The organism is Streptomyces cathayae, assembly GCF_029760955.1.
GTDB lineage: Bacteria > Actinomycetota > Actinomycetes > Streptomycetales > Streptomycetaceae > Streptomyces > Streptomyces cathayae.
In genome coordinates this window covers 570,892-595,288 of the sequence record NZ_CP121682.1, presented here as the reverse complement: position 1 = coordinate 595,288, position 24,397 = coordinate 570,892, and the positions used below count along the sequence as shown (strand labels likewise).

The 24,397-nt window shown below is 72.1% G+C and carries 19 protein-coding genes and 4 pseudogenes; 11 read left to right on the top strand and 12 right to left on the bottom strand.

Annotation, left to right across the window (positions count from 1 at the left end; all coding sequences use genetic code 11):
• Positions 1 to 39: 39 nt before the first annotated feature.
• Positions 40 to 1,479, bottom strand: coding sequence for an NADP-dependent phosphogluconate dehydrogenase (gene gndA / locus PYS65_RS02805; protein ID WP_279332119.1), 1,440 nt, complete (start codon positions 1,477 to 1,479; stop codon positions 40 to 42).
• A gap of 418 nt (positions 1,480 to 1,897) precedes the next feature.
• On the opposite strand from gndA, the pseudogene PYS65_RS35055 reads away from it, so the two are divergent.
• Together PYS65_RS35055 and PYS65_RS35050 are read left to right on the top strand one after the other, a co-directional pair.
• A pseudogene (locus PYS65_RS35055) lies at positions 1,898 to 2,546 on the top strand (transglycosylase family protein); the annotation flags it as partial.
• Between the two features lie 209 nt (positions 2,547 to 2,755).
• Positions 2,756 to 3,151, top strand: a pseudogene (locus tag PYS65_RS35050) (M23 family metallopeptidase); the annotation flags it as partial.
• Here the strand turns inward: PYS65_RS35050 and PYS65_RS02795 are convergent.
• Entirely contained in the window at positions 3,141 to 4,256 is a 1,116-nt protein-coding gene (locus PYS65_RS02795) for a DMT family transporter (protein ID WP_279332115.1), read from the bottom strand. The pseudogene PYS65_RS35050 and the gene PYS65_RS02795 sit on opposite strands and share 11 nt — an antisense overlap.
• Positions 4,257 to 4,703: 447 nt before the next feature.
• On the opposite strand from PYS65_RS02795, the gene PYS65_RS02790 reads away from it, so the two are divergent.
• The 3 genes from PYS65_RS02790 to PYS65_RS02780 all read left to right on the top strand — a co-directional run bounded on the left by PYS65_RS02790 (position 4,704) and on the right by PYS65_RS02780 (position 10,648).
• Positions 4,704 to 7,331, top strand: coding sequence for a PA14 domain-containing protein (locus tag PYS65_RS02790; protein ID WP_279332113.1), 2,628 nt, complete (start codon positions 4,704 to 4,706; stop codon positions 7,329 to 7,331).
• Positions 7,332 to 7,633: 302 nt separating this feature from the next.
• The gene (locus tag PYS65_RS02785) at positions 7,634 to 9,016 is read left to right on the top strand and encodes a wax ester/triacylglycerol synthase family O-acyltransferase (RefSeq protein ID WP_279332111.1); all 1,383 of its coding nucleotides are present in this window, start codon (positions 7,634 to 7,636) and stop codon (positions 9,014 to 9,016) included.
• A 111-nt stretch (positions 9,017 to 9,127) separates the two neighbouring features.
• Entirely contained in the window at positions 9,128 to 10,648 is a 1,521-nt protein-coding gene (locus tag PYS65_RS02780) for an SDR family NAD(P)-dependent oxidoreductase (RefSeq protein ID WP_279332109.1), read from the top strand.
• Between the two features lie 14 nt (positions 10,649 to 10,662).
• Here the strand turns inward: PYS65_RS02780 and PYS65_RS02775 are convergent, their stop codons facing one another.
• Positions 10,663 to 11,112: a hypothetical protein gene (locus tag PYS65_RS02775; RefSeq protein WP_279332107.1), complete on the bottom strand. Its 450-nt coding sequence runs from the start codon at positions 11,110 to 11,112 to the stop codon at positions 10,663 to 10,665.
• A gap of 485 nt (positions 11,113 to 11,597) precedes the next feature.
• Between PYS65_RS02775 and PYS65_RS02770 the strand changes: the two genes are divergently transcribed.
• On the top strand, positions 11,598 to 11,771 hold the full coding sequence (locus PYS65_RS02770) for a hypothetical protein (RefSeq protein WP_202281012.1): 174 nt from the start codon (positions 11,598 to 11,600) through the stop codon (positions 11,769 to 11,771).
• A gap of 88 nt (positions 11,772 to 11,859) precedes the next feature.
• On the opposite strand, the gene PYS65_RS02765 is transcribed toward PYS65_RS02770, so the two are convergent.
• On the bottom strand, positions 11,860 to 12,288 hold the full coding sequence (locus PYS65_RS02765; protein ID WP_279332105.1) for a VOC family protein: 429 nt from the start codon (positions 12,286 to 12,288) through the stop codon (positions 11,860 to 11,862).
• 278 nt (positions 12,289 to 12,566) lie between these two features.
• Positions 12,567 to 13,988 (bottom strand): lipase maturation factor family protein, encoded by a 1,422-nt coding sequence (locus PYS65_RS02760; protein WP_279332103.1) that lies wholly within the window; start codon positions 13,986 to 13,988, stop codon positions 12,567 to 12,569.
• Between the two features lie 92 nt (positions 13,989 to 14,080).
• On the opposite strand from PYS65_RS02760, the gene PYS65_RS02755 reads away from it, so the two are divergent.
• Positions 14,081 to 16,219: a SpoIIE family protein phosphatase gene (locus PYS65_RS02755; RefSeq protein ID WP_279332102.1), complete on the top strand. Its 2,139-nt coding sequence runs from the start codon at positions 14,081 to 14,083 to the stop codon at positions 16,217 to 16,219.
• A gap of 96 nt (positions 16,220 to 16,315) precedes the next feature.
• On the opposite strand, the gene PYS65_RS02750 is transcribed toward PYS65_RS02755, so the two are convergent.
• The 3 genes from PYS65_RS02750 to PYS65_RS02740 form a co-directional block, all read right to left on the bottom strand.
• Positions 16,316 to 16,978: a zf-HC2 domain-containing protein gene (locus PYS65_RS02750; RefSeq protein ID WP_279332101.1), complete on the bottom strand. Its 663-nt coding sequence runs from the start codon at positions 16,976 to 16,978 to the stop codon at positions 16,316 to 16,318.
• A gap of 151 nt (positions 16,979 to 17,129) precedes the next feature.
• Positions 17,130 to 17,651 (bottom strand): hypothetical protein, encoded by a 522-nt coding sequence (locus PYS65_RS02745; protein WP_279332100.1) that lies wholly within the window; start codon positions 17,649 to 17,651, stop codon positions 17,130 to 17,132.
• A gap of 135 nt (positions 17,652 to 17,786) precedes the next feature.
• Positions 17,787 to 18,332, bottom strand: coding sequence for a sigma-70 family RNA polymerase sigma factor (locus tag PYS65_RS02740; protein WP_279332099.1), 546 nt, complete (start codon positions 18,330 to 18,332; stop codon positions 17,787 to 17,789).
• A gap of 239 nt (positions 18,333 to 18,571) precedes the next feature.
• Here PYS65_RS02740 and PYS65_RS02735 point away from each other — a divergent pair.
• A pseudogene (locus tag PYS65_RS02735) lies at positions 18,572 to 19,150 on the top strand (hypothetical protein); the annotation flags it as partial.
• A gap of 24 nt (positions 19,151 to 19,174) precedes the next feature.
• Here the strand turns inward: PYS65_RS02735 and PYS65_RS02730 are convergent.
• Positions 19,175 to 19,606, bottom strand: coding sequence for a MarR family winged helix-turn-helix transcriptional regulator (locus tag PYS65_RS02730; RefSeq protein ID WP_279337827.1), 432 nt, complete (start codon positions 19,604 to 19,606; stop codon positions 19,175 to 19,177).
• Positions 19,607 to 19,726: 120 nt separating this feature from the next.
• Here PYS65_RS02730 and PYS65_RS02725 point away from each other — a divergent pair, with 120 nt between their 5' ends.
• Positions 19,727 to 20,542 carry an alpha/beta fold hydrolase gene (locus tag PYS65_RS02725; protein ID WP_279332098.1) on the top strand — a complete coding sequence of 272 codons (816 nt, stop codon included), beginning with the start codon at positions 19,727 to 19,729 and terminating at the stop codon, positions 20,540 to 20,542.
• A 26-nt stretch (positions 20,543 to 20,568) separates the two neighbouring features.
• On the opposite strand, the pseudogene PYS65_RS02720 reads toward PYS65_RS02725, so the two are convergent.
• Positions 20,569 to 20,733: pseudogene (locus PYS65_RS02720) on the bottom strand (universal stress protein); the annotation flags it as partial.
• Positions 20,734 to 20,850: 117 nt separating this feature from the next.
• On the opposite strand from PYS65_RS02720, the gene PYS65_RS02715 reads away from it, so the two are divergent.
• The gene (locus tag PYS65_RS02715) at positions 20,851 to 21,696 is read left to right on the top strand and encodes a polysaccharide deacetylase family protein (RefSeq protein ID WP_279332097.1); all 846 of its coding nucleotides are present in this window, start codon (positions 20,851 to 20,853) and stop codon (positions 21,694 to 21,696) included.
• Between the two features lie 46 nt (positions 21,697 to 21,742).
• On the opposite strand, the gene PYS65_RS02710 is transcribed toward PYS65_RS02715, so the two are convergent.
• Positions 21,743 to 22,411 (bottom strand): class F sortase, encoded by a 669-nt coding sequence (locus PYS65_RS02710; RefSeq protein ID WP_279332096.1) that lies wholly within the window; start codon positions 22,409 to 22,411, stop codon positions 21,743 to 21,745.
• Between the two features lie 332 nt (positions 22,412 to 22,743).
• Between PYS65_RS02710 and PYS65_RS02705 the strand changes: the two genes are divergently transcribed.
• Positions 22,744 to 23,238 (top strand): hypothetical protein, encoded by a 495-nt coding sequence (locus tag PYS65_RS02705; RefSeq protein ID WP_279332095.1) that lies wholly within the window; start codon positions 22,744 to 22,746, stop codon positions 23,236 to 23,238.
• Between the two features lie 379 nt (positions 23,239 to 23,617).
• On the opposite strand, the gene PYS65_RS02700 is transcribed toward PYS65_RS02705, so the two are convergent.
• The gene (locus tag PYS65_RS02700; protein WP_279332094.1) at positions 23,618 to 24,382 is read right to left on the bottom strand and encodes a bestrophin-like domain; all 765 of its coding nucleotides are present in this window, start codon (positions 24,380 to 24,382) and stop codon (positions 23,618 to 23,620) included.
• Positions 24,383 to 24,397: the final 15 nt, after the last annotated feature.

Here is a 24,397-nt window from a genome sequence, read left to right as displayed (position 1 = left end):
GCCGACCAAGTCGGCGGGCGCCCGCTCGCCGTCCTCCGCTTACGCCGAGACCTCCGAGCGGTCGCCGCCCCACAGCGTGTGGAACGAGCCGTCGCGGTCCGTACGCCGGTAGGTGTGCGCGCCGAAGTAGTCGCGCTGCCCCTGGGTGAGCGCGGCCGGCAGGCGCTCCGCGCGCAGGGCGTCGTAGTAGGCGAGGGCCGCGGCGAAGCCGGGGGTCGGCACTCCCTGGCGGGTCGCGGCGATCAGCACCTCGCGCCAGTCGTCCTGCGCGTCGGCGATCTCCCGGGCGAACGTCTCGTCGGAGAGCAGGCTCGGCAGGTCGGCGCGGGCGTCGTAGGCGGCCCGGATGCGGTCCAGGAAAGCCGCCCGGATGATGCAGCCGCCGCGCCAGAGCGCGGAGACCGCGCCGAGGTCGATGTCCCAGTCGTACTCCTCGCTGCCCGCGGCGATCTCGTGGAAGCCCTGCGTGTACGACACGATCTTCGACGCGTACAGCGCCTGCTCCACCCGGTCCGCGAACGCCGCCGCCTCCGACTCGCCGAGCGGTGCGGCCTTCGGGCCGGCGAGGCCCCGCGAGGCCTCCCGCAGCGCCGCGTGACCGGACAGCGAGCGCGCGAACACCGCCTCCGCGATGCCCGACACCGGCACACCCAGGTCGAGCGCGATCTGCACGGTCCAGCGCCCCGTGCCCTTCTGCTCCGCCTGGTCGACCACCACGTCGACGAACGGCCTGCCCGTGGCGGCGTCCACGTGGGAGAGCACCTCGGCGGTGATCTCGATCAGGTAGGAGTCCAGCCGGCCGGTGTTCCAGGTGCGGAAGATGTCCGCGATCTGCGCGGGCGTGTACCCGGCGACATCGCGCAGCAACTGGTACGCCTCACCGATCAGCTGCATGTCGGCGTACTCGATGCCGTTGTGCACCATCTTCACGAAGTGCCCGGCACCGTCCGGGCCCATGTGCGACACGCAGGGCGTGCCGTCGGCCGCCTTGGCGGAGATCTTCTCCAGCATCGGGCCGAGCGAGTCGTACGACTCCTTCGGGCCGCCCGGCATGATGCTCGGTCCGTGCAGCGCGCCCTCCTCACCGCCGGAGACGCCCATGCCGACGAAGTGGATGCCCTGCTCGCGCAGCGCCTTCTCCCGGCGGCGGGTGTCGGCGAAGTGGGCGTTGCCACCGTCGATGATCATGTCACCGGGCTCCAGCAGCGGGGCGAACTCCTCGATCACGGCGTCCGTCGGCTCACCGGCCTTCACCATGACGACCAGCCGCCGCGGACGCTCCAGCGCCGCCACGAACTCCTTCGCCGTCTCGGCCGCCACGAAACCGCCCTCGTGCCCGAACTCCTCCACCAGCGCACGCGTGCGCGCCGCCGTCCGGTTGTGCACCGCGACCGTGTAGCCGTTGCGGGCGAAGTTGCGTGCGAGGTTACGGCCCATGACCGCGAGTCCCGTGACGCCGATCTGCGCTGAACTGCTCATTGGTGGCTCCTAGTGACCTTGGTATCGGTACTGCCGGGGGGTCGGTGGTGCTGCCGGGCTTTCCTGTGCCGCCGGTCGGCGCCCGCAGGCCCCGCCGTCGACCATTGTGACCGTCGCGACCATCCTGACGTGCCGCTACCCCGCCCGCACGCGCGGGTCCCACGACACCCCGCAGCCACATACGGGCGGGACCCCCCTCCGTACTCATCCGGACCCGTACGGACCCGTCCGGCGCACACACGTGTTCGGCGCACGCCCGCGCCTTTGTGCGAGCGGGCCGCACGACGGTGGCAACCGGGGCGCAACGGGCGAAAAGTACCAGCCACTTGGCGCATCCGCACGGCCGATAGCCGTCTTGTCACCGTCAGTTCGCAGCGCTTACTTTTGCCCCTCCTGACGCGTTGTCGAGAGGGACTCCATGGCCGTGCGCGGCCGGCACCGCCGGTATCAGCCGAACCGAATCAACCGTGCCTCACTCACCGTCACCGCGGGCGGGGCGGGGGTGGCGCTGCCCCTGCTGGGCACCGGCGTGGCCCAGGCGGCCGACGCGGACACCTGGGACAGGGTCGCCGCCTGCGAGTCCAGCGACGACTGGGACATCAACACCGGCAACGGCTACTACGGCGGGCTCCAGTTCACCCAGTCCACCTGGGAGGCCTTCGGCGGCACCCGGTACGCGCCGCGCGCGGATCTGGCCACCAGGGACCAGCAGATCGCCGTCGCCGAGAAGGTGCTCGACGGGCAGGGGCCCGGCGCCTGGCCGGTCTGCTCGCAGCGGGCCGGACTGACCCGGGGCGGCGAGACCCCCGACATCCGGCCGGCCGCCGACCGGACCGAGGTGAAGGGAACCGGACGCTCCACCGTCGAGGAGGTCAAGCCGCAGCACACGCCCCAGTCCCGGGCGGGCCGCGCCGAGATGTACACCGTGGTCCACGGCGACACCCTGTCCGGCATCGCGTCGGAGGAGCGGGTCCGGGGCGGCTGGCGCGGGCTGTACGAGGCGAACGGCGCGACCATCGGCACCGACCCCGACCTGATCCTGCCCGGCCAGCGCCTCACCCTGCCCGACGGGAAGGCATCCAAGCAGTCCGGGCAGCGCGGGCCGGTCAAGTCCTCCAAGCCCTCCAGCTCGTCCAAGTCGTCCGAGCAGAAGGACGCGAAGAGCAAGGCCACGAAGAGCAAGACCGCCGAGAAGAGGACCGCGGAGAAGAAGGCGCCCACGCAGCGCACCGAGGAACGGGCCGACCGTGCCGCCCCGTCCGGTGGTGCCACCCGGGTGGCACCCGTCGGCGCCCCGCTGGGCACGCCGTACCACCAGGCGGGTTCCTCCTGGTCGAAGGGCTACCACACCGGTGTCGACTTCCCCGTGCCCACCGGCACACCCGTGAAGTCGGTCGCGGCGGGCAGCGTGGTCAGCGCCGGGTGGGAGGGCTCGTTCGGCTACCAGGTGGTGGTCCGGCACGCCGACGGCCGCTACAGCCAGTACGCCCACCTGTCGGCGATCTCCGTGCGCAGCGGCCAGTCGGTCGCCGCGGGCCAGGGCGTCGGTCGTTCCGGTTCGACGGGCAACAGCTCGGGCCCGCATCTGCACTTCGAGGTGCGGACGGGGCCCGGTTTCGGATCGGACATCGACCCCGTCACCTACCTGAGGGCGGGCGGCGTCAAGATGTGACCCGTGTGCGCTGCCGGTCCGGCACAGGCATCGGTACGTACGGGCCGCCGTGGAAGGGTGCGTAGGCGACCAGCGTCAGGGGCGGGTCCGGCTCGACGACCGCGACCGTGGTCCCGGTCTCCGGGGCGGCGCCCACGGGGGCCGGTACGGGTGCCGGGGCCGGCACCCGTACCGGCCGGGCGAGTTCGGCCGGCAGCAGTTCCTCGGCGGCGTCGGACGGCGACCCGGCGGCCGGCACGGACCGTGCGGCGCCCGCCGGCTCCGGCTGGTGCTGCTCGCGCGCCAGTCGTTCCGTCGTCAGCAGGATCAGGCCGCCGGCCGCCACCACGCCGCAGCTCAGCGCGAGCGCCGTGCCCGTCGTGCCGTAGCGGAAGGTCTCGCCGAACATCGTGATGCCGACCGCGGCCGCCACCACCGGGTTCACCACCGTCAGCGTGGCCAGCGGAGCCGCGAGACCGGCGCCCCGGTAGGAGGCCTGGGACAGCAGCAGCCCGGTCGTGGCGAACACGCCGATCACCGCGAGGGACGGCACGTCCGTCACCGAGACGCCGTCGGTCCAGTCCACGGCCACGGCCTTCGTGAAGACGGAGGACATGCCGAAGGCCACACCGGAGGCGACGGCGAGGAGGATGCCGCGCACGGCGGGATGCCGGCGCACCGTCCGGGCCGCCACCGTCAGGGCGCCGACCGCGACGGCCGTGACCGACGCCGCCGCCGCCCGCTGGACGCCGTCGAGGGACTGGGCGTCGGACGCGGCGACCAGGGACAGCAGACCGGCGAGACCGAAAGTCGCCATGAGGGCGCCGCGCCACGCCGTGGCGCCTGCCCTGCGGCCGACGAACAGCGCGGCCATGGGCAGCGCGAACACGATGGTCAGCGCGCCCAGCGGCTGGACGAGGCTCAGCGGGCCGTAGGCGAGCGCCACCACGTGCAGCAGGCCGCCGAGGCCGTTGAGCGCGACCGCCGCCCACCAGCCCGGCCGCCGCAGCGGAGCGTACTGCTCGCCGGGCGAGGACACCGCGACCCGCTCCTGCACGATCGCTCCGCCCGCGTACGCCACGGCGGAGACGAACGACAGCAGCACGGACAACGCGAGGGCGCTCATCGGCAGCTCCTCCGCGTGAGGCCGGGGTGCTCGGCCCGGCGCGGCGATCGGTCGGCTTTCATGATGAACACGATGCCGTGTCCCGTTGTTCCCGTCGTCGTCCCTGAGCACCCAATGCGTCCTACTGCCGATGGAGTACGCGGACGGCCCCGTCATCCCCTGGGTGGGTGCCGCACGACGGAGGTCCCCTGGTGGCTCCCCTTAGGGGGCACGGCGCCGTCGCGCCTCGCGGTCCCGGCGGGCCTTTGTCATGTCCCTGGACGGACGACGGAATCCGTGCTGTTATGCCAACTGCTGTTCATGACAACGTTGTACAGGCGAGTGCAACGCACAGAACAGAACACGCACCGCGCAACCGAGCACTGAGCAATCGAGCACTGAGCAATCGAGCACTGAGCACCGAGAACCGAGCAGAGAGCCGTCACCTTCCTCACCGACGGAGGATCCGTGCGCATCAGACGACTCAGAAACCGTTTCGCACTCTTCCTGGCCGCCGCACTGGGGCTCGCGGGGCTCACCGCGACCGGCCAGACCGCGACCGCGGCCGAGGACGATCCGGTGGACATCCACGGGCTGAAGGGCGAGTACTACACGCACTCCGCCCCCGGCGCCTTCGACTTCCACGAGCTCAAGGCCACCGCCTTCGATCCGCACCTCGACTTCGACAACCTGGAGCCGCGGCTGAACTTCACCACGGGCCGGTCGGACCACGTCAGCGTCCGCTGGACCGGGAAGATCGTGCCGGAGAAGACCGGCGCGCACACCTTCTCGATCATCGGCGACAACGGCTTCCGGCTGTGGATCGACGGCCGGCTCGCCATCGACCACTGGGTCGACGACTGGGACCGCGAACAGAGTGCCGAACCGATCGAGCTGACCGCCGGCAAGGCCCACGACATCAAGGTCGAGTACTTCGAGCACTACGGCGGCTCCAACCTCCACCTGCGCTGGACCGAACCCGGCGGCACCAAGCAGCCCGTACCGCAGTCGGCGTTCCGCCTGCCGGACGGCTTCGACTACGACGGGGCCCTCGCGGCCACCGTCCTCGGCTCCGGGCGCACCCTGAAGCTCGACTTCCCGCGTCCGCTCGCCGTACCCCCGGCCGGTCTCACCGAGCACGTCAACGCGGTCATCGGCGGTGCGCAGTGGCCGCTGACGAAGGCCGAGCCGGACCCGGCCGACCCCAAGGCCCTGCTCGTCACGCTCGCCGAGCCCGTCGTCGGCAACAAGACGGGCACCGCCCGCGGCACCGCCGACGTCCGTTACGACGGCAGGGGCGGACTGACCACCACGGGCGGCGACCCCGTGGACGCGTTCATGAGCAGCGGGCCCAACCGCTCCACCCACGAACTGAGCACCGAGTGGGCCGACGAGGTGGGCCCGGACAACGCCCTCCCCGAGTACCCGCGTCCCCAGCTCACCCGGGAGCAGTGGCGCAACCTCAACGGGCAGTGGCAGTTCGCCGCCGCCGAGGAGGGGGAGCGGCCACCCGTCGGGAAGACGCTGAAGGAGCGCATCCTCGTCCCGTACCCGGTGGAGTCCCGGCTCTCCGGCATCCAGCGGCACGAGGACCGCATGTGGTACCGCCGTACCTTCATCGTCCCCCGGGACTGGCGCATCGGCTCCGGCAAGCGGCTGCGGCTGAACTTCGGCGCCGTCGACTGGCGGTCCGAGGTGTACGTCAACGGCACGAAGGTCGCCGCCCACGAGGGCGGGTACGACAAGTTCAGCGCCGACATCACCGACGCGCTGAAGCCCGGCCGCACCCAGGAGCTCATCGTCGGCGTGTACGACCCCACCGACGCCGCGAACGGTGAGAACCCGCCGCTCGGCAAGCAGCGCCTGGACCCCAGCGGCATCTGGTACACGCCCAGTTCGGGCATCTGGCAGACGGTCTGGATGGAACCGGTCACCCGGGACCACGTCGACTCCCTCAAGCTGGTCCCGGACGTGCCCGGCGAGCGGCTCACCGTGGAGGCGAAGGGCGTCCGCGACGGCCTGCCGGTCAGGGCGACCGCGTACGACGGACGGCGCAGGGTCGCCACGGCGACCGGCCGCACCGGGGAGCCGCTGACCCTGAAGATCGCGAACCCGCGCCTGTGGTCGCCGGACGACCCGTTCCTGTACGACCTGGAGGTGACCGTCGGCGCCGACCGCGTCGACAGCTACTTCGGGATGCGCTCCATCGCCGTGGAGGAGATCGACGGGGTGCCGCGCACGGTCCTCAACGGCGAACCCGTCTTCCTGATGGCCACCCTCGACCAGGGCTTCTGGCCGGACGGCCTGCACACCGCGCCCACCGACGAGGCCCTCGCGTACGACCTGCGCGTGCACAAGGAGCTCGGGTTCAACTCGGTGCGCAAGCACATCAAGGTCGAGCCGGACCGCTGGTTCCACTGGGCCGACCGGCTGGGGCTGATGGTGTGGCAGGACATGCCCTCCATGAGGGCCGGGGTGAACCCCGACGGGTCCGCCCGCGCCCGCTACGAGCGCGAGATGAAGCAGATGATCGACGAGCACATCAGCAGCCCGTCGATCGTCATGTGGGTCACCTTCAACGAGGGCTGGGGCCAGTACGACGTCGGCCGCGTCGCCGAGCAGGCCAAGGCCTGGGACCCGTCGCGCCTGGTCAACAACCAGTCGGGGCTCAACCTCGGCGCCGACGGCAACGCCGGCGACATCATGGACGAGCACGGCTATCCCAGCCCGGCGCTTCCGCCCCGCCCGGACGGGCGGCGCGCCCTGGTCACCGGCGAGTACGGCGGCCTCGGCCTGGCGGTGCCCGGTCACGCCTGGTCGGTGCAGCAGTCGTACGTCGACGTCGACCCGGAGACCTACACCGACGACTACCTCACCAAGCTCGACGAGGTACGGGCCCTGGTCTGCCGGGGCAGCAACGGCGCCGTGTACACGCAGATCTCGGACGTGGAGGGCGAACTGAACGGCCTGCTCACCTACGACCGACGCGTGCTGAAGCCGGACGTCGCCCGGGTGAAGGCCGGCCATGACGCCCTGATCCGGGACGCGTCCCGGGCGCGGCCCGCGGGGTGCCCGGCCCAGGGTGCCGCGCGATGAGCGACTCCCCCGGCGGCCCGCGCCCGTCCGGGTGGCGTTCGGCACCCGGGGTGTCACCCCGGGCCTTCCCCCGGGAGACGACCCGATCGCCGTTCCGGGTACCCCTTCTGACGTCGTCCCGGAAGGTTCCGACCGCACGGCCGTGACCCCGTCCGCCCGGTGAAGTCCGCCCCTTTCGTCGTACCGACGGGAGGGGCGGAGGCGTAATCTGATGTTAACTGTCTGTGGCGGGATCGTACTTGACCGTAATCAGTCAGGGGCGGTGTACTGCTGCTCCATCCCGTCGTCATGCGAGGCACGCCTTGAACGCAGACCCGCTCGCTCCTCTCGACCTGGCGTTCTGGAACATCGAGTCCGCCGATCACCCCATGCACCTCGCGGCCCTCGGGGTCTTCTCGGCCCGTTCGCCCACCGCCGGTGCCCACGCGGCGGATCTGCTCGCCTCCCGCGCCGCCGCCGTGCCCGGACTGCGGATGCGCATCCGCGACGTGTGGCAACCGCTGCCCGCGCGCCCCCCGTTCCCGGCTCTGCACCGCCCCGTGGCCTCGGCCCTGCGCCGGCCGCTGGCCTTCGGCGGCGCCGAGCGGGAGACCGACCCCGGCTTCGATCCCCAGAACCACGTCAGGCTGCACGCCCCGACCGCCGACTTCCACTCGGTGGCGGGCCGGCTCATGGAGCGGCCCCTGGAGCGCACCCGGCCGCCCTGGGAGGCCCATGTGCTGCCGGGGGAGGACGGTGTCTCCTTCGCCGTCCTGTTCAAGTTCCACCACGCCCTCGCCGACGGGCTGCGGGCCCTCACCCTCGCCGCGGCCCTGATGGACCCGATGGACCTGCCCGCCCCGCGGCCCCGCCCGGCCGAGCCGGCCCGCGGACTGCTCCCGGACGTGCGAGAGGTGCCCGCCCTCGTCCGCGGCCTCCTGTCCGACGCGGGCCGGGCCCTGGACATCGGCGCCGCGGTGGCCCGCTCCACCCTCGACGTGCGCTCCTCGCCCGCGCTCGCCTGCGAGCCCAGCGGCACCCGCCGCACCGCCGGAGCGGTCCTCGACCTCGACGACGTGCACCGGATCCGCAAGAGCGTCGGCGGCACCGTCAACGACGTGCTGATCGCGGTCGTCGCCGGTGCCCTGCGCCGCTGGCTCGACGAGCGCGGCGCCGGCAGTGAGGGCGTTACCCCGCGTGCCCTCGTCCCCGTCTCCCGGCGCCGCCCGCGCACCGCGCACCCCCAGGGCAACCGGCTCTCCGGCTACCTGCTCCGCCTGCCGGTCGACGAGGCGGAACCGCTCGCCCGCCTCGCCCTGGTGCGCACCGCCATGGACCGCAACAAGGACGCGGGCCCGAACCGGGGCGCGGGCGCCGTCGCCCTGCTCGCCGACCACGTGCCACCGCTCGGCCACCGGCTCGGCGGCCCCCTGGTCGGCCAGGCGGCCCGGCTCTGGTTCGACGTCCTGGTCACCAGCGTGCCGCTGCCCGGCTTCGGCCTGCGGCTCGGCGGCGACCCGCTCGGCGCGGTCTTCCCCCTCGCGCCGCTCGCCCCCGGGCACTCCCTCGCGGTCGCCGTCTCCACCTACCGCGGCCGCGTCCACTACGGGCTGGTCGCCGACGGAGCCGCCGTCCCCGACCTCGACCGGCTCGCCGGGGCCGTCTTCGAGGAGGTGGCGACGCTCATCTCCGCATGTGATCCCTGACCCGTCGCCCGCCGCGGGTTTGGTGCTGCGGCCCGGCGCTCCGTAAAATCCCCCGTTCGGCAGCGGGCGCGACCGGAGCGCCGCCACGGCAGACCAGGAACGGCGACGGCGATGACGGTGACAGAGGACGGCCTGCGGGCCACGGACGCGGTGACACACGGGGACGCCGTGGCGCACGTGCCGCACGGGGACGCCGTGGCGTACGGGCCCGGCATCGACCCGGAGCGGCTGGCCGTGTGCCTCGACGTGCTCGCGGAACTCGACACACTGGACGTCGACCACCCGGACGCGATCAAGGTCCGCCGTGCCACCTCGCACATCTACCGCACGGTCAAGCAGCGCCGCCGCCAGGAGCGCCGGGCCGCCAAGACGGCCCACGACAAGGCGGTCACCGAGGCCACCGCCACCGGGTCCGCCGAGCGCATCGACGACGAGACGGAAGGCATCCTGCCCTCGTCCCGTACCGAGGAGGGCCAGATCGCGGGGATACTCCAGCGCCCCCGGTCCTGCTACATCTGCAAGCAGCGGTATGTCGAGGTCGACTACTTCTACCACCAGCTCTGCCAGAAGTGCGCCGCCGAGAACCGGGCCCGGCGCGACGCCCGGACCGACCTCACCGGCAAGCGCGCGCTGCTCACCGGCGGCCGGGCCAAGATCGGCATGTACATCGCGCTGCGACTGCTGCGCGACGGCGCCCACACCACGATCACCACCCGCTTCCCGAACGACGCCGTCCGCCGCTTCAAGGCCCAGCCCGACAGCGACGAGTGGATCGACCGGCTGAAGATCGTCGGCATCGACCTGCGGGACCCGGCCCAGGTCGTCGCGCTGGCCGACTCGGTGTCCGCCGCCGGCCCGCTGGACATCCTGATCAACAACGCCGCGCAGACCGTACGGCGCTCCCCGCGGGCCTACAGCGAGCTGCTCGCCGCCGAGTCCGCGCCGCTGCCCGCCGGCGAACTGCCCGCCGCCGAGGTGATCGGGGGCTTCGGCTCCGGCGCGGTGGCCGAGCTGCCCGTCGCGGGCTCCGGCGCGCTCACCGCGCAGGACGTCACGGGCCTGGCCCTGGTCTCCGGCTCGGCCTCCCTGGACCGCATCGCGGCGGGCACCGCGATCGACGCCGGCGGCCTGGTCCCGGACCTGCACGACACCAACAGCTGGGTGCAGACGGTCGAGGAGGTCACCCCGGTCGAGCTGCTCGAGGTCCAGCTCTGCAACTCCACGGCGCCGTTCCTGCTCATCAGCAGGCTGCGTCCGGCGATGGCGGCCGCGTCGGCGAAGCGGACGTACATCGTGAACGTGTCCGCCATGGAGGGTGTCTTCGACCGCGGCTACAAGGGCGCGGGCCACCCGCACACCAACATGGCCAAGGCGGCCCTGAACATGCTCACGCGCACCAGCGCCCAGGAGATGTTCGACAACGACCGCATCCTGATGACGGCCGTCGACACCGGCTGGATCACCGACGAGCGCCCCCACCCGGACAAGATCCGCCTCGCCGACGCCGGCTTCCACGCACCCCTGGACCTGGTGGACGGCGCGGCCCGCGTCTACGACCCCATCGTGCGCGGTGAGGCGGGCGAGGACCTGTACGGCGTCTTCCTCAAGGACTACGCACCCGGCAGGTGGTGACGGCCGAGGCCCCGTCAGTCCATCGCTTCCAGCCGGGAGTTGCGCGCCGCCAGCAGTTCCAGCACGGTGCGCCAGTCCTCCAGGACCCCGGCGTCGAAACAGGCGGTGCGGGCCTCCTCGTCCGCCGCGCGCAGGGCGAGGAGGTCGTCCTCCGCGGGAAGGCCGGGCCGGGGCCGGCCGCGGACCAGGCCGGCGACCCGCTCGCCGAGCAGCGCGCGCACCGCGTCCGCGGCCCGGTCCGCCCGGGTGTCCGGCTCCCCCGGCCGCAGCAGTCGTCCGACCGGCCGCACCAGGCCCGCCACCTGAAGCTCCTTGTCGGCGGGGCGCCCCCGGCGCAGCAGCGCGGCGGTCCGCAGGGCGTGGTCGTACGTGTCGACCGGGGCGCCGCCGGGGCCCGGGGAGTCCCGGGTGCCCCGGCAGGCGTACAGCAGGTCCATCAGCTCCTCGACACTGCGCAGCTCCATGCGCCGGTCCTCCTGGAAGACAGCCGTTTGCCGTACGGCAGCACAGCATGAGGAGCTTGCGTACCGGCCAACGGGACTTGAACTACGTCATGGCCATGCAATTTTCTCGAACACTCGACCACGTGGACAGCCGCGTAGTCCGATCGGGTGACCAGCCGTAGCGGTACGGATGGGGAAAAATGAGGCTGTAAAGGGTCGTCGAGCGCAGTCCGACGGGCGATTGGTGCCGCGAGTTTCGAGCCCCATCGAGCAGGGGGCCGCTCATTTGGTTAACCTGAGTCGGACGGGCAGCCGTAAAGGGGTCCTACCCACACCCACAGGTCCGTCATGGGACACGCCGCTTCACAACGGCCTGCTCTCCTACGAGTCACCGGCGCCACCGCGTCCGAACGGCTTTCGACTCATGCCCGAGCGGACGTGCGACGCGGGCGCGGCAGGACCGGCGCGAAACGTCCCGAGGGTGACCGACACATAAGGAGTGCGCGGTGACACCGGAGAAGACGACCAGCGATCAGCCGACCAAGGAACGCCCCGAGCGGGCGGGCCGCCCGGCCGGGCAGCTCTGCAGTCTCGACGTGTGGGCCCGGTCGGCCCCGATCCGCCTGGCGGGCTACGAGGACGACCTCGCCGAACCCCACATCCTGCCCAGCGTCGACTGACCCCCACTGCGGCACCGCGGCGCCGCCGTGGGGGAGATCTGTGCCCGGTCCCGGGCGCCTTTGAGGAGGGTACCCGGGGCCGGTGGCGTCAGGGCCGGACGTAGGGGCGGGTCAGGATCTCCAGGTTGTGGCCGTCAGGGTCCTCGAAGTAGGCACCGCGGCCGCCGAAGAGATGGTTGACCCGGCCGGGTTCGGTGTGGTTCGGGTCGGCGTAGTAGGTGACCCCGACCGCTTCGAGGCGGTCGATCATCGCGCTGAACCGCTCCTCGGGCACGAGGAACGCGTAGTGCTGCGACTGGATGGGCTCGTCCCGCAGTTCGTAGTAGTCGAGCGTCACCCCGTTGCCCAGGTCCACGGGGAGGAACGGCCCGAACGGGGCGCCGACCTCCAGTCCCAGTATCGCGGCGAGGAACTCCGCCGAGAGCCGGCGGTCCCGGGCGTATACGGCGGTGTGGTTCAACTGGACGGCTGTGGTGGGAGGTTCGGGTGCGGTGGGCGTGATCGGTGCGTCGGGCATGGCTGGTACGTCTCCGGGTGTCGGTTTCCGTCGGGGCGCCGCGGGACGCGGCGGGAAGAGGGAAGGAACGAAAGGCAACGGAAGGCAACGCGGAGAGGGGGCGGGGCGCGGGCGGTGCCCTGCCCTCGGCCGGGGGTGAGCGGGGACAGCCCCGCCCGGATCACGCCGAGGCCGGGAGCGTCTTTCGTGTGTGGCCCAAGGCCGACCCGGCAGTCACCCGGCCGACGATAGGCGCACGCCGCCGATCACCGCAACACCCGGGCCGCCGGAGCACCGTCTCAGGGCGTTCCCGGAACCCGTGCCAGCCGGGTCGGCGGCAGGTACTCGCGCACGTACGTCCGCTCCCAGCACGCCCCCGTCTCCCGCAGCTCCCGCCAGGACGTGTAGCGGTACCGGAAGAGCCGGGCGCGCACGTAGCGGGGCGGCGCGCCGGGCGGGAAGGGGGAGCGGCGCAGCAGCCGCAGCGTGTCCCGGTCGTTCTCCAGCAGCCGTTCCACCAGCGCGCCGAACCACGGGCCGGCGTAGGACGGCGACAGCGCGGCGAACCACATCAGCCAGTCGAGCCGCAGATGGTACGGCGCGAACTGGCGCGGCCAGCGCCGGGGATCACCCGGCTTGCCCCGGAACTCGTACTCCCGCCAGTGCGAGTCCGCCCGGGGCGCCTCGTCGGCGGTGCCCTCGATCACCACCTCGTACCGGATCCGGCTGACGCTGCCGAACGCCCCGTAGGTGTTGACCAGGTGGAGAGGGTCGAACGAGCGGTTCATCACCTGGCGGCGGGAGAGCATGTTGCGCGCCGGGCGGTGACCGAGGCAGAGCAGCAGCGCGGACACCGCGAGGACGACGACCAGGTACCACAGCGGGGCGCCGGCCGTGTCCGGCGGCTCGGCGGGGAACGCGACCGCGGACAGGGCCAGCACGATCGTGATCCAGTTCAGCCAGGAGAAGTTGCCCGACAGCACCAGCCACAGCTGTGTGGCGATCATCAGCGCGGCGGCGGCCGTGGCGATCGGCTGGGGAGCGAACAGCAGGAACGGCACGACGAGTTGGGTGACATGGTTCGCGGCCGCCTCGGCCCGGTGCAGCGGCTTCGGCAGATGGTGGAAGAACCAGCTCAGCGGTCCCGGCATCGGCTGGGTCTCGTGATGGTGGTACAGGCAGGTCAGCTTCCGCCAGCACGCGTCGCCGCGCATCTTGATCAGCCCGGCGCCGAACTCGACCCGGAACAGGACCCACCGGAGCAGGAACAGCACGACGACCGGCGGGGCCACCTCGTCGTTGCCGAGGAACACGGCGAGGAACCCGACCTCGAGCAGCAGCGACTCCCAGCCGAACGCGTACCAGGTCTGCCCCACGTTCACGATCGACAGATACAGCGCCCACGGCACCAGCCACAGCAGCATCCCGCCCCCCAGCGGAAGCAGGGAGTCCAGCCCCGCGAGCAGCGCCACCGACACCGCGCAGCCCGCCCACGCGCAGAGCGCGAAGAAACGGTCCGAGTAGTACAGGTGGAACAGGCTCGGTGCCCGCCGGAACGGCACCCGCTCCACGTACCGGGGCACCGGCAGCATGCCGCGAGCTCCGATCAGCGCACGGAACTGCAGCGCCGCCGTCAGGAACGCGACCAGGTACAGGCCGGCCAGCGCCCGCTGGAAGACCAGCCGGCTCAGCCAGTACTCGGATGCGGTGAACCACTCCACGGCCGTGCGCTCCTTCCCCCTCATTGTCCCGCCGCCCGCCCCGGAGTCCGCAGCGGTCGAATAATCCGGTGAATCCTGACAAAGTTACTTTCATGGCTGATCGGGGAGCGAGCGCCCTGTCACTCCCGGACGACTGGCCGGACCACCCGGATCCGATCCTGGCGCTCAACCGCATGGGCAGTTTCGACCTGGACCTGGACACCGGGATGCTTCAGATGGACGCCCAGGCCCGAAACCTCTTCGACCTGCGCGCCGACGAATTCGACGGCCGGCCCGAGTCGCTGACGCCACGGGTGCCGACCGTGGAGACCGCCCGCCTGGACACCACCATCTCGCAGGCCATGAAGGACGGCAGCGAGAACTACGGCGCCTACTTCCGGGTCCGCCGCCGTGACGGCACCCTGCGCTGGACCCACACCCACGGCTACATCCTCCGGGACGACACCGGACGGCCCGTCCGCATCATCGGCATCGTCCGGGACGCCACCCAGGAACTCGGCGCCGACGAGGCGGTGCGGCAGCCGGTCGCCCAGGAGGACGCCCTGCGCGAGCAGACCAACGTCGTCCAGCTCACCACGGCCGCACTCGCCCACGCCCGCACCGTGCAGGACGTCATGGACGCCCTCAAGGACACCCACGGCCTCACCCATCTGGGCGCCACCAGTCTCGTCGTGGGGCTGGTCGAGGCCGGCCGCATCCGGCTGGTCGCCGAGGGACCCGCCGACAGCTCCGTCCCGGGCACCCTCGTCACCCGGATCGACGAGCAGTACCCGATGAGCGAGGCGGTACGGACGCTCAGCCCGCGCTTCATCGAGTCGCCGGAGGAGTTCGCCGAACGCTACCCGGTGCTGTGGCCGCACCTCACCGACCTGCACATCACCTCGGCGGCCTACCTGCCGCTCATCGTCCAGACCCGCCCGATCGGCGCCATGGGCCTGCTCTACAGCGACCGGCGCGGCTTCACCCCCGAGGAGCGCAACATCCTCGTCGCCCTGTGCAGCAGCATCGCCCAGAGCCTGCAGCGGGCCATGTTCTACGAGCAGGAGATGGACCTCGCGCAGGGCCTGCAACAGGCCATGCTGCCCCGCACCATCCCCAGCGTGCCCGGCGCCGACATCGCCGTCCGCTATCGCGCGGCCGGCATCGGAGGCTCCCTGAGCCGGGACATCGGCGGCGACTGGTACGACCTGATCCCGCTGCCCAACGGCCGGGTCGGCGCCGTCATCGGCGACGTCCAGGGCCACGACACCCACGCCGCCGCCGTCATGGGCCAGCTGCGCATCGTGCTGCGGGCCTACGCCGCCGAGGGGCACCCGCCGGCCACCGTGATGGCCCGCGCCTCCGTCTTCCTGCACGAACTCGACACCGACCGCTCCGCGACCTGCCTCTACGCCGAGGCCGACCTGTCCACCGGTGTCCTCCAGGTGGTCCGGGCCGGCCACATCGACCCGCTCGTCCGCCGCACCGACGGCTCCTGCCGGCGCGTCTTCGTCACGGGCGGACTGCCGCTCGGCCTGTCCGCCGAGTTCGGCAGGCTCGAGTACCCGGTCGGGACCATGGAGCTCGATCCCGGCGACGTGATGCTGCTGTGCACCGACGGCCTGGTCGAGCAGCCCGGCACCGACCTCGACGACGGCATCGACACACTCTGCGCGCTCATCGCCACCGGCCCCGAGGACGTGCGCAACCTCGCCGACCGGCTCATCGACGTGGCCGAGGAACGCGGTGGTGACGACGACGTGGCCCTGCTCCTGCTGCGCCGCCGCCCGCCGGACAGCCCGCGCTCCGGAGGGCGGCTCCAGCAGCACGTGGCCCCCGGCGACCCCGAGGCCCTCGCCGAGGCCCGGCGCATGATCCGTGCCGGGGTCGGCGCCTGGGGCGCCGGGGACCGCGCCGACGAGATCGAACTGGCCGCCGACGAGCTGATCACCAACGTGCTGATGCACACCGAGGGCGCCGCCGTCGTCACCCTCAGGGTCCTCACCGGCGCCGAACGGCGACTGCGCTTGGAGGTCACGGACTCCTCCAGTGCCCTGCCGCGCCGCCGGGAGGCGGGGGCGTCGGGCGTCTCCGGGCGGGGGCTGCTGCTGGTCGAGACGCTCACCGATATATGGGGCGTGGAGGCACGGGGCGGCGGCAAGTGCGTCTGGGGCGAGTTCGCGGTGACCACCTCCCCCGCCGGGGACCGCGGCCACGACGCCGACGGCGACACGGGACGTGGTTCCCGCTGACCGGTCCGGTCCAGGGCGACACGGGCCGCGAGGCCGCGGCCCGCCCGGTGGGTCACGACCGAGCCGGTGCCGGCGGCCGGCGGGTGCCCAGGGGCGTCAGCGGTCGGTGGGCGTCAGCGTCACCAGGTGCTCGCCGTCCGAGGAACGCAGCTCGTAGCGCATGATCTGCCCCGAGTGCAGGGTGGAGCCGCCCGTCATGCTGTTGGGCCGGGCGTCGTGGCGGGGCACGCTCCAGCTGGTCACGGTCTCCTCGGTGCCGTCCTGCCCGACCACCACCAGCCGGCAGACGCGGGGACCCGCGCCGTCCTTGACCTTCAGCTCCAGCCGACTGCCCCAGTCCTCGTCCTCCGCCGTGATCTCCGCCCACACCCCGGACCGTTCGTCGGTCGCCGCGATGCTCGCGCGCGGTGACCGGTCACCGCCGCTCGTCATCATGGCGAACACCGGCGCGGTCGTCGCGAGCACCACCGAGGCGGCCAGCGCGAACAGCAGCCGCCGGCGTTCCGCCCGCCGCCGGGCCGCCACCTGGGACAGCAGCCGGTCCAGCATCCTCGGACCGGGCCTGGCCATCGGATGCGTCAGCGGCGGCGTGGAGCGCCGGTACAGCATCAACTGCCGTGTCGTCACCCCGAATTCGGTCACCTGCGCAGAGCAGCTGGGGCACTCCATGAGGTGGTCCTCGAAGCGGAACGCCTCCGCCTCGTCCAGCACGCCGAGCGCGTACGCGCCGACGTCGCGATGCCGTTCCAGGGACCTCATGCCGAATCCTCGTACCGTTGGGTGTGGGTGGGGTTACTCCTTGCTCCCACCGGTACGCACCAGGCAGTCGATTCACTCAAGCCGCACACCGAATCGTGACCAAAGGATTCGGAGCCCTCGGGCTCACGGATTGGTCCGATTCACCGGAAGGCTAGAAAAGGTGGATGGCGAGGTGCCCGAGCGGCAGTCCGAGCTGCCACGCCGGTGTCCACACCTTCGGTCCCTCGTCCTCGCCGGTCCCCGTGCCGCCGCCCGGCACCGCGTTCAGATCCGGCGCGAGCAGCTCCGTCTCCCGCAGCCAGCGCCAGGCCGACCGGGCGAGTTCCAGATCGGGCCGCGCCGTGCTCCGCCCGGCGGCAGCACTCTCCGCGGCCAGGTCCGCCAGGCGCCCCTGCACCCACTCCTGCCACGGCTGGTCGTACGCGGTCAGCGACAGCCAGGTCTCCAGCTGGGTGATCACCCGGATGCCGGAGAGCTCGCCCCCGGCGTCGGACAGGAAGACGGTCAGCGCCAGCGCGTCCCGGCCGGCCCGGAACTCGAAGGACGTCGGCGGCATCAGGTCGCCGCTGCGCAGTAGTTCGTCGGCGATGTACTCGGCGTACAACCAGGCCATGGGGACGGTGAGTTCACCGTCTCCGAGGTCGTCGGTGCTCTCTTGCCCTCTGTGCGGCATCCCGTTCAGCCTTCCTCCGGTACGTGCGCGTCGCCCGATTCGGGCTCCCGGTCCGCAACACGGATGAGGACAGCCGATTACCCCACCGGGGTCGTCGGCAAGGCGCTTTACGGAGGCTTGACCCGGCCGTCGGTTTCAGCGCAGGTCGGTGGCGTATCCCGGAAGCACCCGGCGCAGGGCCCGCAGCGCGTAGAACGCGCGGGACTTCACGGTACCGGGCGGGATGCCGAGGGCGGCCGCGGCTTCCGCCACACTCGCCCCCTGGAAGTACACCAGCACCAGGACTTCACGGTGTTCGGGAGTGAGTGTCTTCACAGCCTTGCGGACGTCGAGCGCCGCCGCGGCCCGCTCGGCGTGGTCGGAGGTCACCCGCGCGTTCTCCAGTACCGCGTCGCCCACCTCGGCGGGCCGGGCCTGCCGTGCCCGCCGCGCGTCGATGGCGAGCCGCCGTCCCACCGTCATCAGCCAGGGCCGTACGGAATCGAAGTCGTCGGCGCGCAGGGCCTCGGGGTGCTGCCAGGCCCGTACCAGGGTCTCCTGGACGAGGTCCTCGGCGCGCTGCCGGTCCCCGTCGCAGAGCCGCAGCAGCAGTGCGAAGAGGGGCCGGCCGTGCTCGCGTTGCAGGGAGGCGAGTTCGTGCTCGGCGGTCGTCCCGTTCGTGAGTGTGATTCCGGCCGTCATGGCGGTATGGCAGCGCACGGCGATCCCCGGGGACAGGGCGCGCACAGGAGCGTGCGGCGGACGGTCGATCGCGTCGGCGAACGGTTCGACGAACGGTCACGGCGGCCGTTCGCGCGCGCCGGACGGCTTGAAACAGCGTGTCGGAACAGCGGTGAGCCAGAAGTTGATTCTTATCCATTTGTCAGTAAATACGACAGTGAAGAGCGCGACAGCGAAGAGATCCGTACCGGGGTGAAGTGATGACTGCACGCAGTGGACAGGTGGCTCTGGCCCTCACCGTCGTCCTCGCCGCGGGCGCCGCCTGCCAGGCCCGGGACCACCACCCACCGGAATCCGGCCATCCGGGTGCCTCGGTCGCGCGAGGCCGCGGCTTCACCCTGGTCGCCTCGGGGGACGTACTGCCGCACGCATCGGTCATCGACCGCGCCCGCTTCGACGCCGGACGGACCGGCCACGACTTCCGCCCGATGCTCTCCGGGGTCCGCTCCGACATCGACCTGATCCTCGGCACCCGGGTGGTCTACGGGACGGGCGATCAGATCTCCGGTGAGGCGACCGGCTCCGACGGTGTCCCGGACCCCCGCGGCCACCAGTCCACGCTGGGCCGCTTCACCTTCGCTCCGCCTCCGCGTCCGGACGGGCGCTGGGAGGTGACGAAGGCCGAGTTCGTCCCCCTCCTCTTCGACGTGGACGCCGGCCGCGTGCTCAACCTCGACCGGGCCCTCCGGAAGGGTGCCGAAGTGCGCTCCGTACGCGACCGGATCCGCGACGTGGTGCTGAGCCGGGGCGCGGCGAAGGACGGGCTGGTCATGGGGGAGGAGACCGTCCCGCCGGAGCGGCGGTCAGTTCACGTCCACGTCGTCGAACAGCGTCAGCATCTGTGCGAGCACCCGCACGCAGGTCCGTACGTCGGCGTCCGTGAGGTCGCCGCCGACCTCCCGCAGCACGGCGTGCTCCCGGGCGACGACGGCCGCGATCGCCGCCCGCCCCTCGCCGGTGAGCCGGATCAGCGACGACCGCTGGTGGGCGGGGTTGGGGATGCTCTCCACCAGGCCCCGGGCCGCGGCGTCGTTGACCATGCGCTGCACGAACTGACGGCTGATCGCCTGTGCGCGGCCCATCTGGGGCACGGTCATCGGGCCGTGCCTGTGCAGCAGGTCCAGCACGGCGCGTACCCCGACGGACAGGCTCTCGACGACTTCACCCTGTGCACCCTGTTCCACTGTTCGCTGCACCCGTCGGTACAGCGGCCCGATCAGGTCGAACACCTCCATCAGGCGCGGGCCGAGCTCCTCGGGTGAAAGGAGCCTGTCAGGGTCGTTCCCGGTGTTGTCCACCCCCTCATCATGACATCCTGGTTGTCAAATTCCGCCGGAAGTGACACCTTGGTTGTCATGAATACGGTTGCGGAACTCCGCTGCTTCACCTCCTCCGACGGCGACCTCGCCTACCACGACAGCGGCACGGGAGACCCGGTCGTCCTGCTCCACTCCGGCTTCGTCGACCACCGGCTCTTCGCGGACCAGATCCCGGCCCTCGCCGCCCACCACCGGGTGATCGCCCCCGACGTACGCGGCCACGGCTCCTCCGCCAACGCCACGCAGCCCTTCCGCTGGGCGGACGACCTCGCCGCCCTGCTGCGCCATCTCGACGCGGGGCCCGCGGTCCTGGTCGGCGTGTCGATGGGCGGGGCCATCGCGACCGACACGGTCCTCGAGCACCCGGATCTGGTCCGCGCGGCCGTCGTCTGCGGGGCGGCCACCAGCGAGTTCGAGTACACCGATCCGTGGTCCCGCCGGATCCAGGCCGAGTTCGCCCGCACCCTGGGCGCCGGGGACATCGAGGGCTGGCTGAACGCCTTCGTGCGGGTCGCGGCGGGCGAGCACCGCGGCCCCGACGGTGTCGACCCGGACATCCCGCGCCGACTGCGGGAGATGGCGCTGCACACGATCTCCAAGCACACCCCGGACGAGAAGGACCTGCGCGTCCCCGTCACCGGCACCTGGGACCGCGTGCCGACGATCGACGTGCCGGTGCTCGCGGTCAACGGCTCACTCGAACCCGCCGACCTGACCGCGGCGGCGGAGCGTCTCGTCCACGAGGTGCGCGACGGCCGCGCCGCCACCGTCGAGGGTGCGGGCCACTACGCGTGCATGGAACAGCCCGAGGTCTTCAACGAGATCCTCCTCGGCTTCCTGCGCACCCTCTGACACCGCGGAACTCAGGGCACCACCGCCACCGGCCGCGCGTACACCACGGCGAGCAGTGCGTGCCGCCGCCGCGCCCGACCGGACGCGTAGGCCGCCGCGCGGGGTGAGGAGTCGGAGCCGTCCACTCCGGCCACGGTCACCTTCGGTCGGTCCGTGCTCCGTTCGAACCGCGTGGAGCGCTGCTCCGTCACGGTGCGGAGGCTGTCGAAACCCGGCACCGGCGGAGTACTGGGCCGAGCAGGTGGAATCGTCCCGCCGGACCGGTGCCACGGAGAGGGGCCCGCCCCCCGGCGGGCGACTGATGAGTCATGCAGAAGGATCAGTTGTTCACCCGGCGCCGACTGCTGCTCGCCGGCGCCGGCGCCGCCGTCGTGGGGGCGGCCGGCACGGCCGGAGTCCTCATGCCGGGCGCCGGCACCGAGGCGGCAGGCCCCGCCCCGCCCGCGGCCGGAGGCCTGGCCGCCGGCCGCCCGCTCGAGCCCGCCGCGTACCGTCTCAGACCCCTCACCGGCTACGGCTCGCCGAGGAGCGTGCCCCGCAGGACCCGGGTGCGGAGCGCACCCCTGCTGCGCGTTTCCGGACGGGGCCGCACCATGGTGCTGACCTTCGACGACGGACCCGACCCCCGCTACACCCCGGACATCCTCGACACGCTCGCCGCGTACGACGTACGGGCGATGTTCTTCGTGTGCGGGGAGATGGCCTCCTACCACAAGAGCCTGCTGGCCCGTATGTCCGACGAGGGGCATGTCGTCGGCAACCACACCTGGTCCCACCCCCTGCTGACCACTCTCTCCCGGAGCGGGATCCGCTCCGAGATGGAACGCACCAGCGATGTCATCGAGGACGGGTACGGCGAGCGTCCCCAGTGGTTCCGCGCGCCCTACGGGGCCTGGAACCGCGCCGCGTTCCGGCTCGGCGCCGAACTCGGCATGGAACCCCTCGCCTGGACCGTCGACACCCTCGACTGGACCCGCCCGGGCACCCGCGCCATCGTCGACCGGGTGAAGGACGGCGCCGCCCCCGGCGTCGTGGTGCTCTCGCACGACGCCGGGGGCGAGCGGTCCCAGAGTGTGCGGGCGCTGCGTGAGTATCTGCCCGGGCTGCTGGACTCCGGCTACCGGGTCACCGTGCCCCGCCGGCCGTACACCTGACACCTGACACCGGACGGACGCCCCGCCCGGCTCGGGCGGGGCCCGCTCAGCGGACCGCGGCCAGCCGGGCGAAGACGACGACGTTGCCGTCGTACCCGTTCTGCTGGGTGAAGCCGCCTCCGCAGGTGATGACCCGCAACTCCGACGTGCCTTTCGAGTTGTAGACCCGGTCACCGGGAAAGTCGTCCTTCGCGAAGACCTCGACGCCGTAGACCTCGAAATCCGCGGTCTTTCCGTCCTTGCGCTCGATCTCGACGTGATGGCCCTTCTGCAGCGAGCCGAGCCCGTAGAAGACGGTCGGTCCCTGGTGGTTGTCGACATGCCCGACCACGACCGCCGTGCCCTTCTCCCCGGGGGTGACGCCGCCGGTGAACCAGCCCGCCAGATTGGGATCCTCGGGCGGTGGCGCGTCGATCCACCCCTCCGCGTCCAGACCCACCGCCATGACCGGTGCGTCGACCTGGATCGCCGGAATCCTGACCCGGCCCGGCACCGAGTACGGCAGCGGTGTCACCGGGCCGCCCGCGGTGTCACCGGGCGCCTGGCTGTTGGTGGAGGCCGCCACGGCGGGTTGCGGCGGCCCCGCGTCGAACTCCCCCGAACCGTTCCGGATGAGCGCGAGGCCGGTGAGCAGAACCAGCGCTATCACGCCCCACGGAGCACGCCTCTTCCGCCGCGCCTCCTCTTCGATTTCCGCCGGCTCGAAAGCAGACATTCGCTTTTCCCCTCTCGACACGGCCGTCGCCGCGTCACTCGCGCATGGCAGAAACGCTAAGTGCCCCGAGCGCGACCGGCGACGGGGGAGAGGCGAACGGGTGGCCGGGCCGTCATCGGTGCGCCATCCGGGGTTCCGCCGAACGGAGATCTTCTGACAGACCGTGACCTGCGGTGATACTCGAATGCGTGCATGTGTCCGGGCCCTGCCTCACCGGTACGGACCATTGCCGAAATGCGCGCCGGGACAGTGCAACTGAGGGTTTTGTCGGGAGGCGCTTTCTCGCCGATCGACCGGGGACCGGCCCCGGGGCGCCTTCCGCGGAGGAACACATGCGCAAGTCACGTGCCCTGGCATCCGCGGGCGCCGCGGTCGCCGTCCTCGGGCTCGCCGCCCCGGTCGCCGTAGCGGACGGCGGCCGGGGCGCCGGCCCGTCCAACATCGTCGCCCTGCCCAGCGTCATCGCCCGCGGCGGCCAGCTGACCATCACCGTCGACGGCTGCCCCGACGGCGGCCACGCGACGTCCAACGCCTTCCCGAGGACCGAACTGAGGCCCCTCCACGGGGAAGGTGACACCGCGAAGGGCATCACCACCGTCGACTTCGACGCGCGCGCCGGCTCGTACGACATCACCGTGCACTGCTCCGGCCGGAGCCTGACCCGGCCGGCCGCCCTCACCGTCCTCGGCGGGGTCCGCGGCGGCCTCGGCGGCAGCACCGGCGGGGCGACCCCGGCCGACATCGCCATCGGCGGCGGACTGGTGACCGCCGCGGTCGCGGCCGGCGGTGTCTTCTGGATGCGCCGCCGTGCCGAGAGGCAGACCTGAGCCCCAGCCCTTCCGCCGGCCGTTTCCCGCACGTGTGACTTCAGGGCTGTGCCCCGGATCCCGCCCGGACCCGGGCACAGCCCTGCACTCGTGTCATCCCGCCGCGCGGAGCCGTCCTCCGTGCCGTCGCGGCGGGAGCGACGCGTATCGCGTGCATGGCGAGTCCTCCGGGTCCCGAGGAGCGGCGGCGGACCTGCTCCGCTGGCGCCGGAAATGCGCCTCGATGGGCGAAACGCTAGAAAGCCGCACCGGATCGCGCGATCGCAGTCGCGTGAACGGGGGATCGCCGTGGGCCGCGCGGGGGAACCGTGTTACGGCGGCCGGGGGACGCGCACGGCGTGGCGCACGCCCCCACGGCGGGTGCCGTGGTGGGCACCCGTCAGCCTCCGACGTGGGGGAACAGGAGGAGGAACGGATCGGCCGAGGCGGCGAGACCCCGGCTGAAGGGCGCGTCGAAGTCCCAGATCAGAAAGAGCAGGAAGGCGATCAACGCGGAGAACAGTCCGGCGAGGACCAGCTCCCGGCCGGTGCGGCGGATCTGCAGCGCGAAGATCATTCCGATGGTGATGACGGCCCCGGCGATCAGCCCGAACCACACCACGCCCGGCATGGTCTCCCCGGTCGACTCCGCCCGCGCGGCGCGCGCCTGGTCGGCGGCGGACACCTGGTCGACGAGCGGCTGATAGGCCTGCGCCTCGAAGTCCGTCCGCGGTTCGTAGTCGGTGACGTCCCGGCGGACCCGGTCGAGGAGGTCCGTCCCGCGTTCGGTGACCCGGCCGTCGTCGGCCATGACACGCCACTCGGTGGTGACGACGTGTCCGACATAGGCGTTGACATCGCCCCGAATACGGTCACGGACGTCGGCCGGATAGATCCGTACCCGCTCCGAGATCTCGTGCAGCGCCACCGCCTCCGCCCGCACATGCTCCTGCGCCGCGCCGCGCCCCTCCCAGACACCGGCGATGGCCAGACCCAGGACGATGGCGTACACCACGCCGATCCACATCGTCATGTACTCGATGACGTCCGGGGTCTCGCTGGGATCCTCGTCGTCGGCGGCCGTGCGGTGACGTACGAGAGTGATGACGACCACCACGACGCAGACGGCCAGCATCGCGAGGGTGAGAACAAGCCATTCCGGCAAGAGGTGCCTCCACGG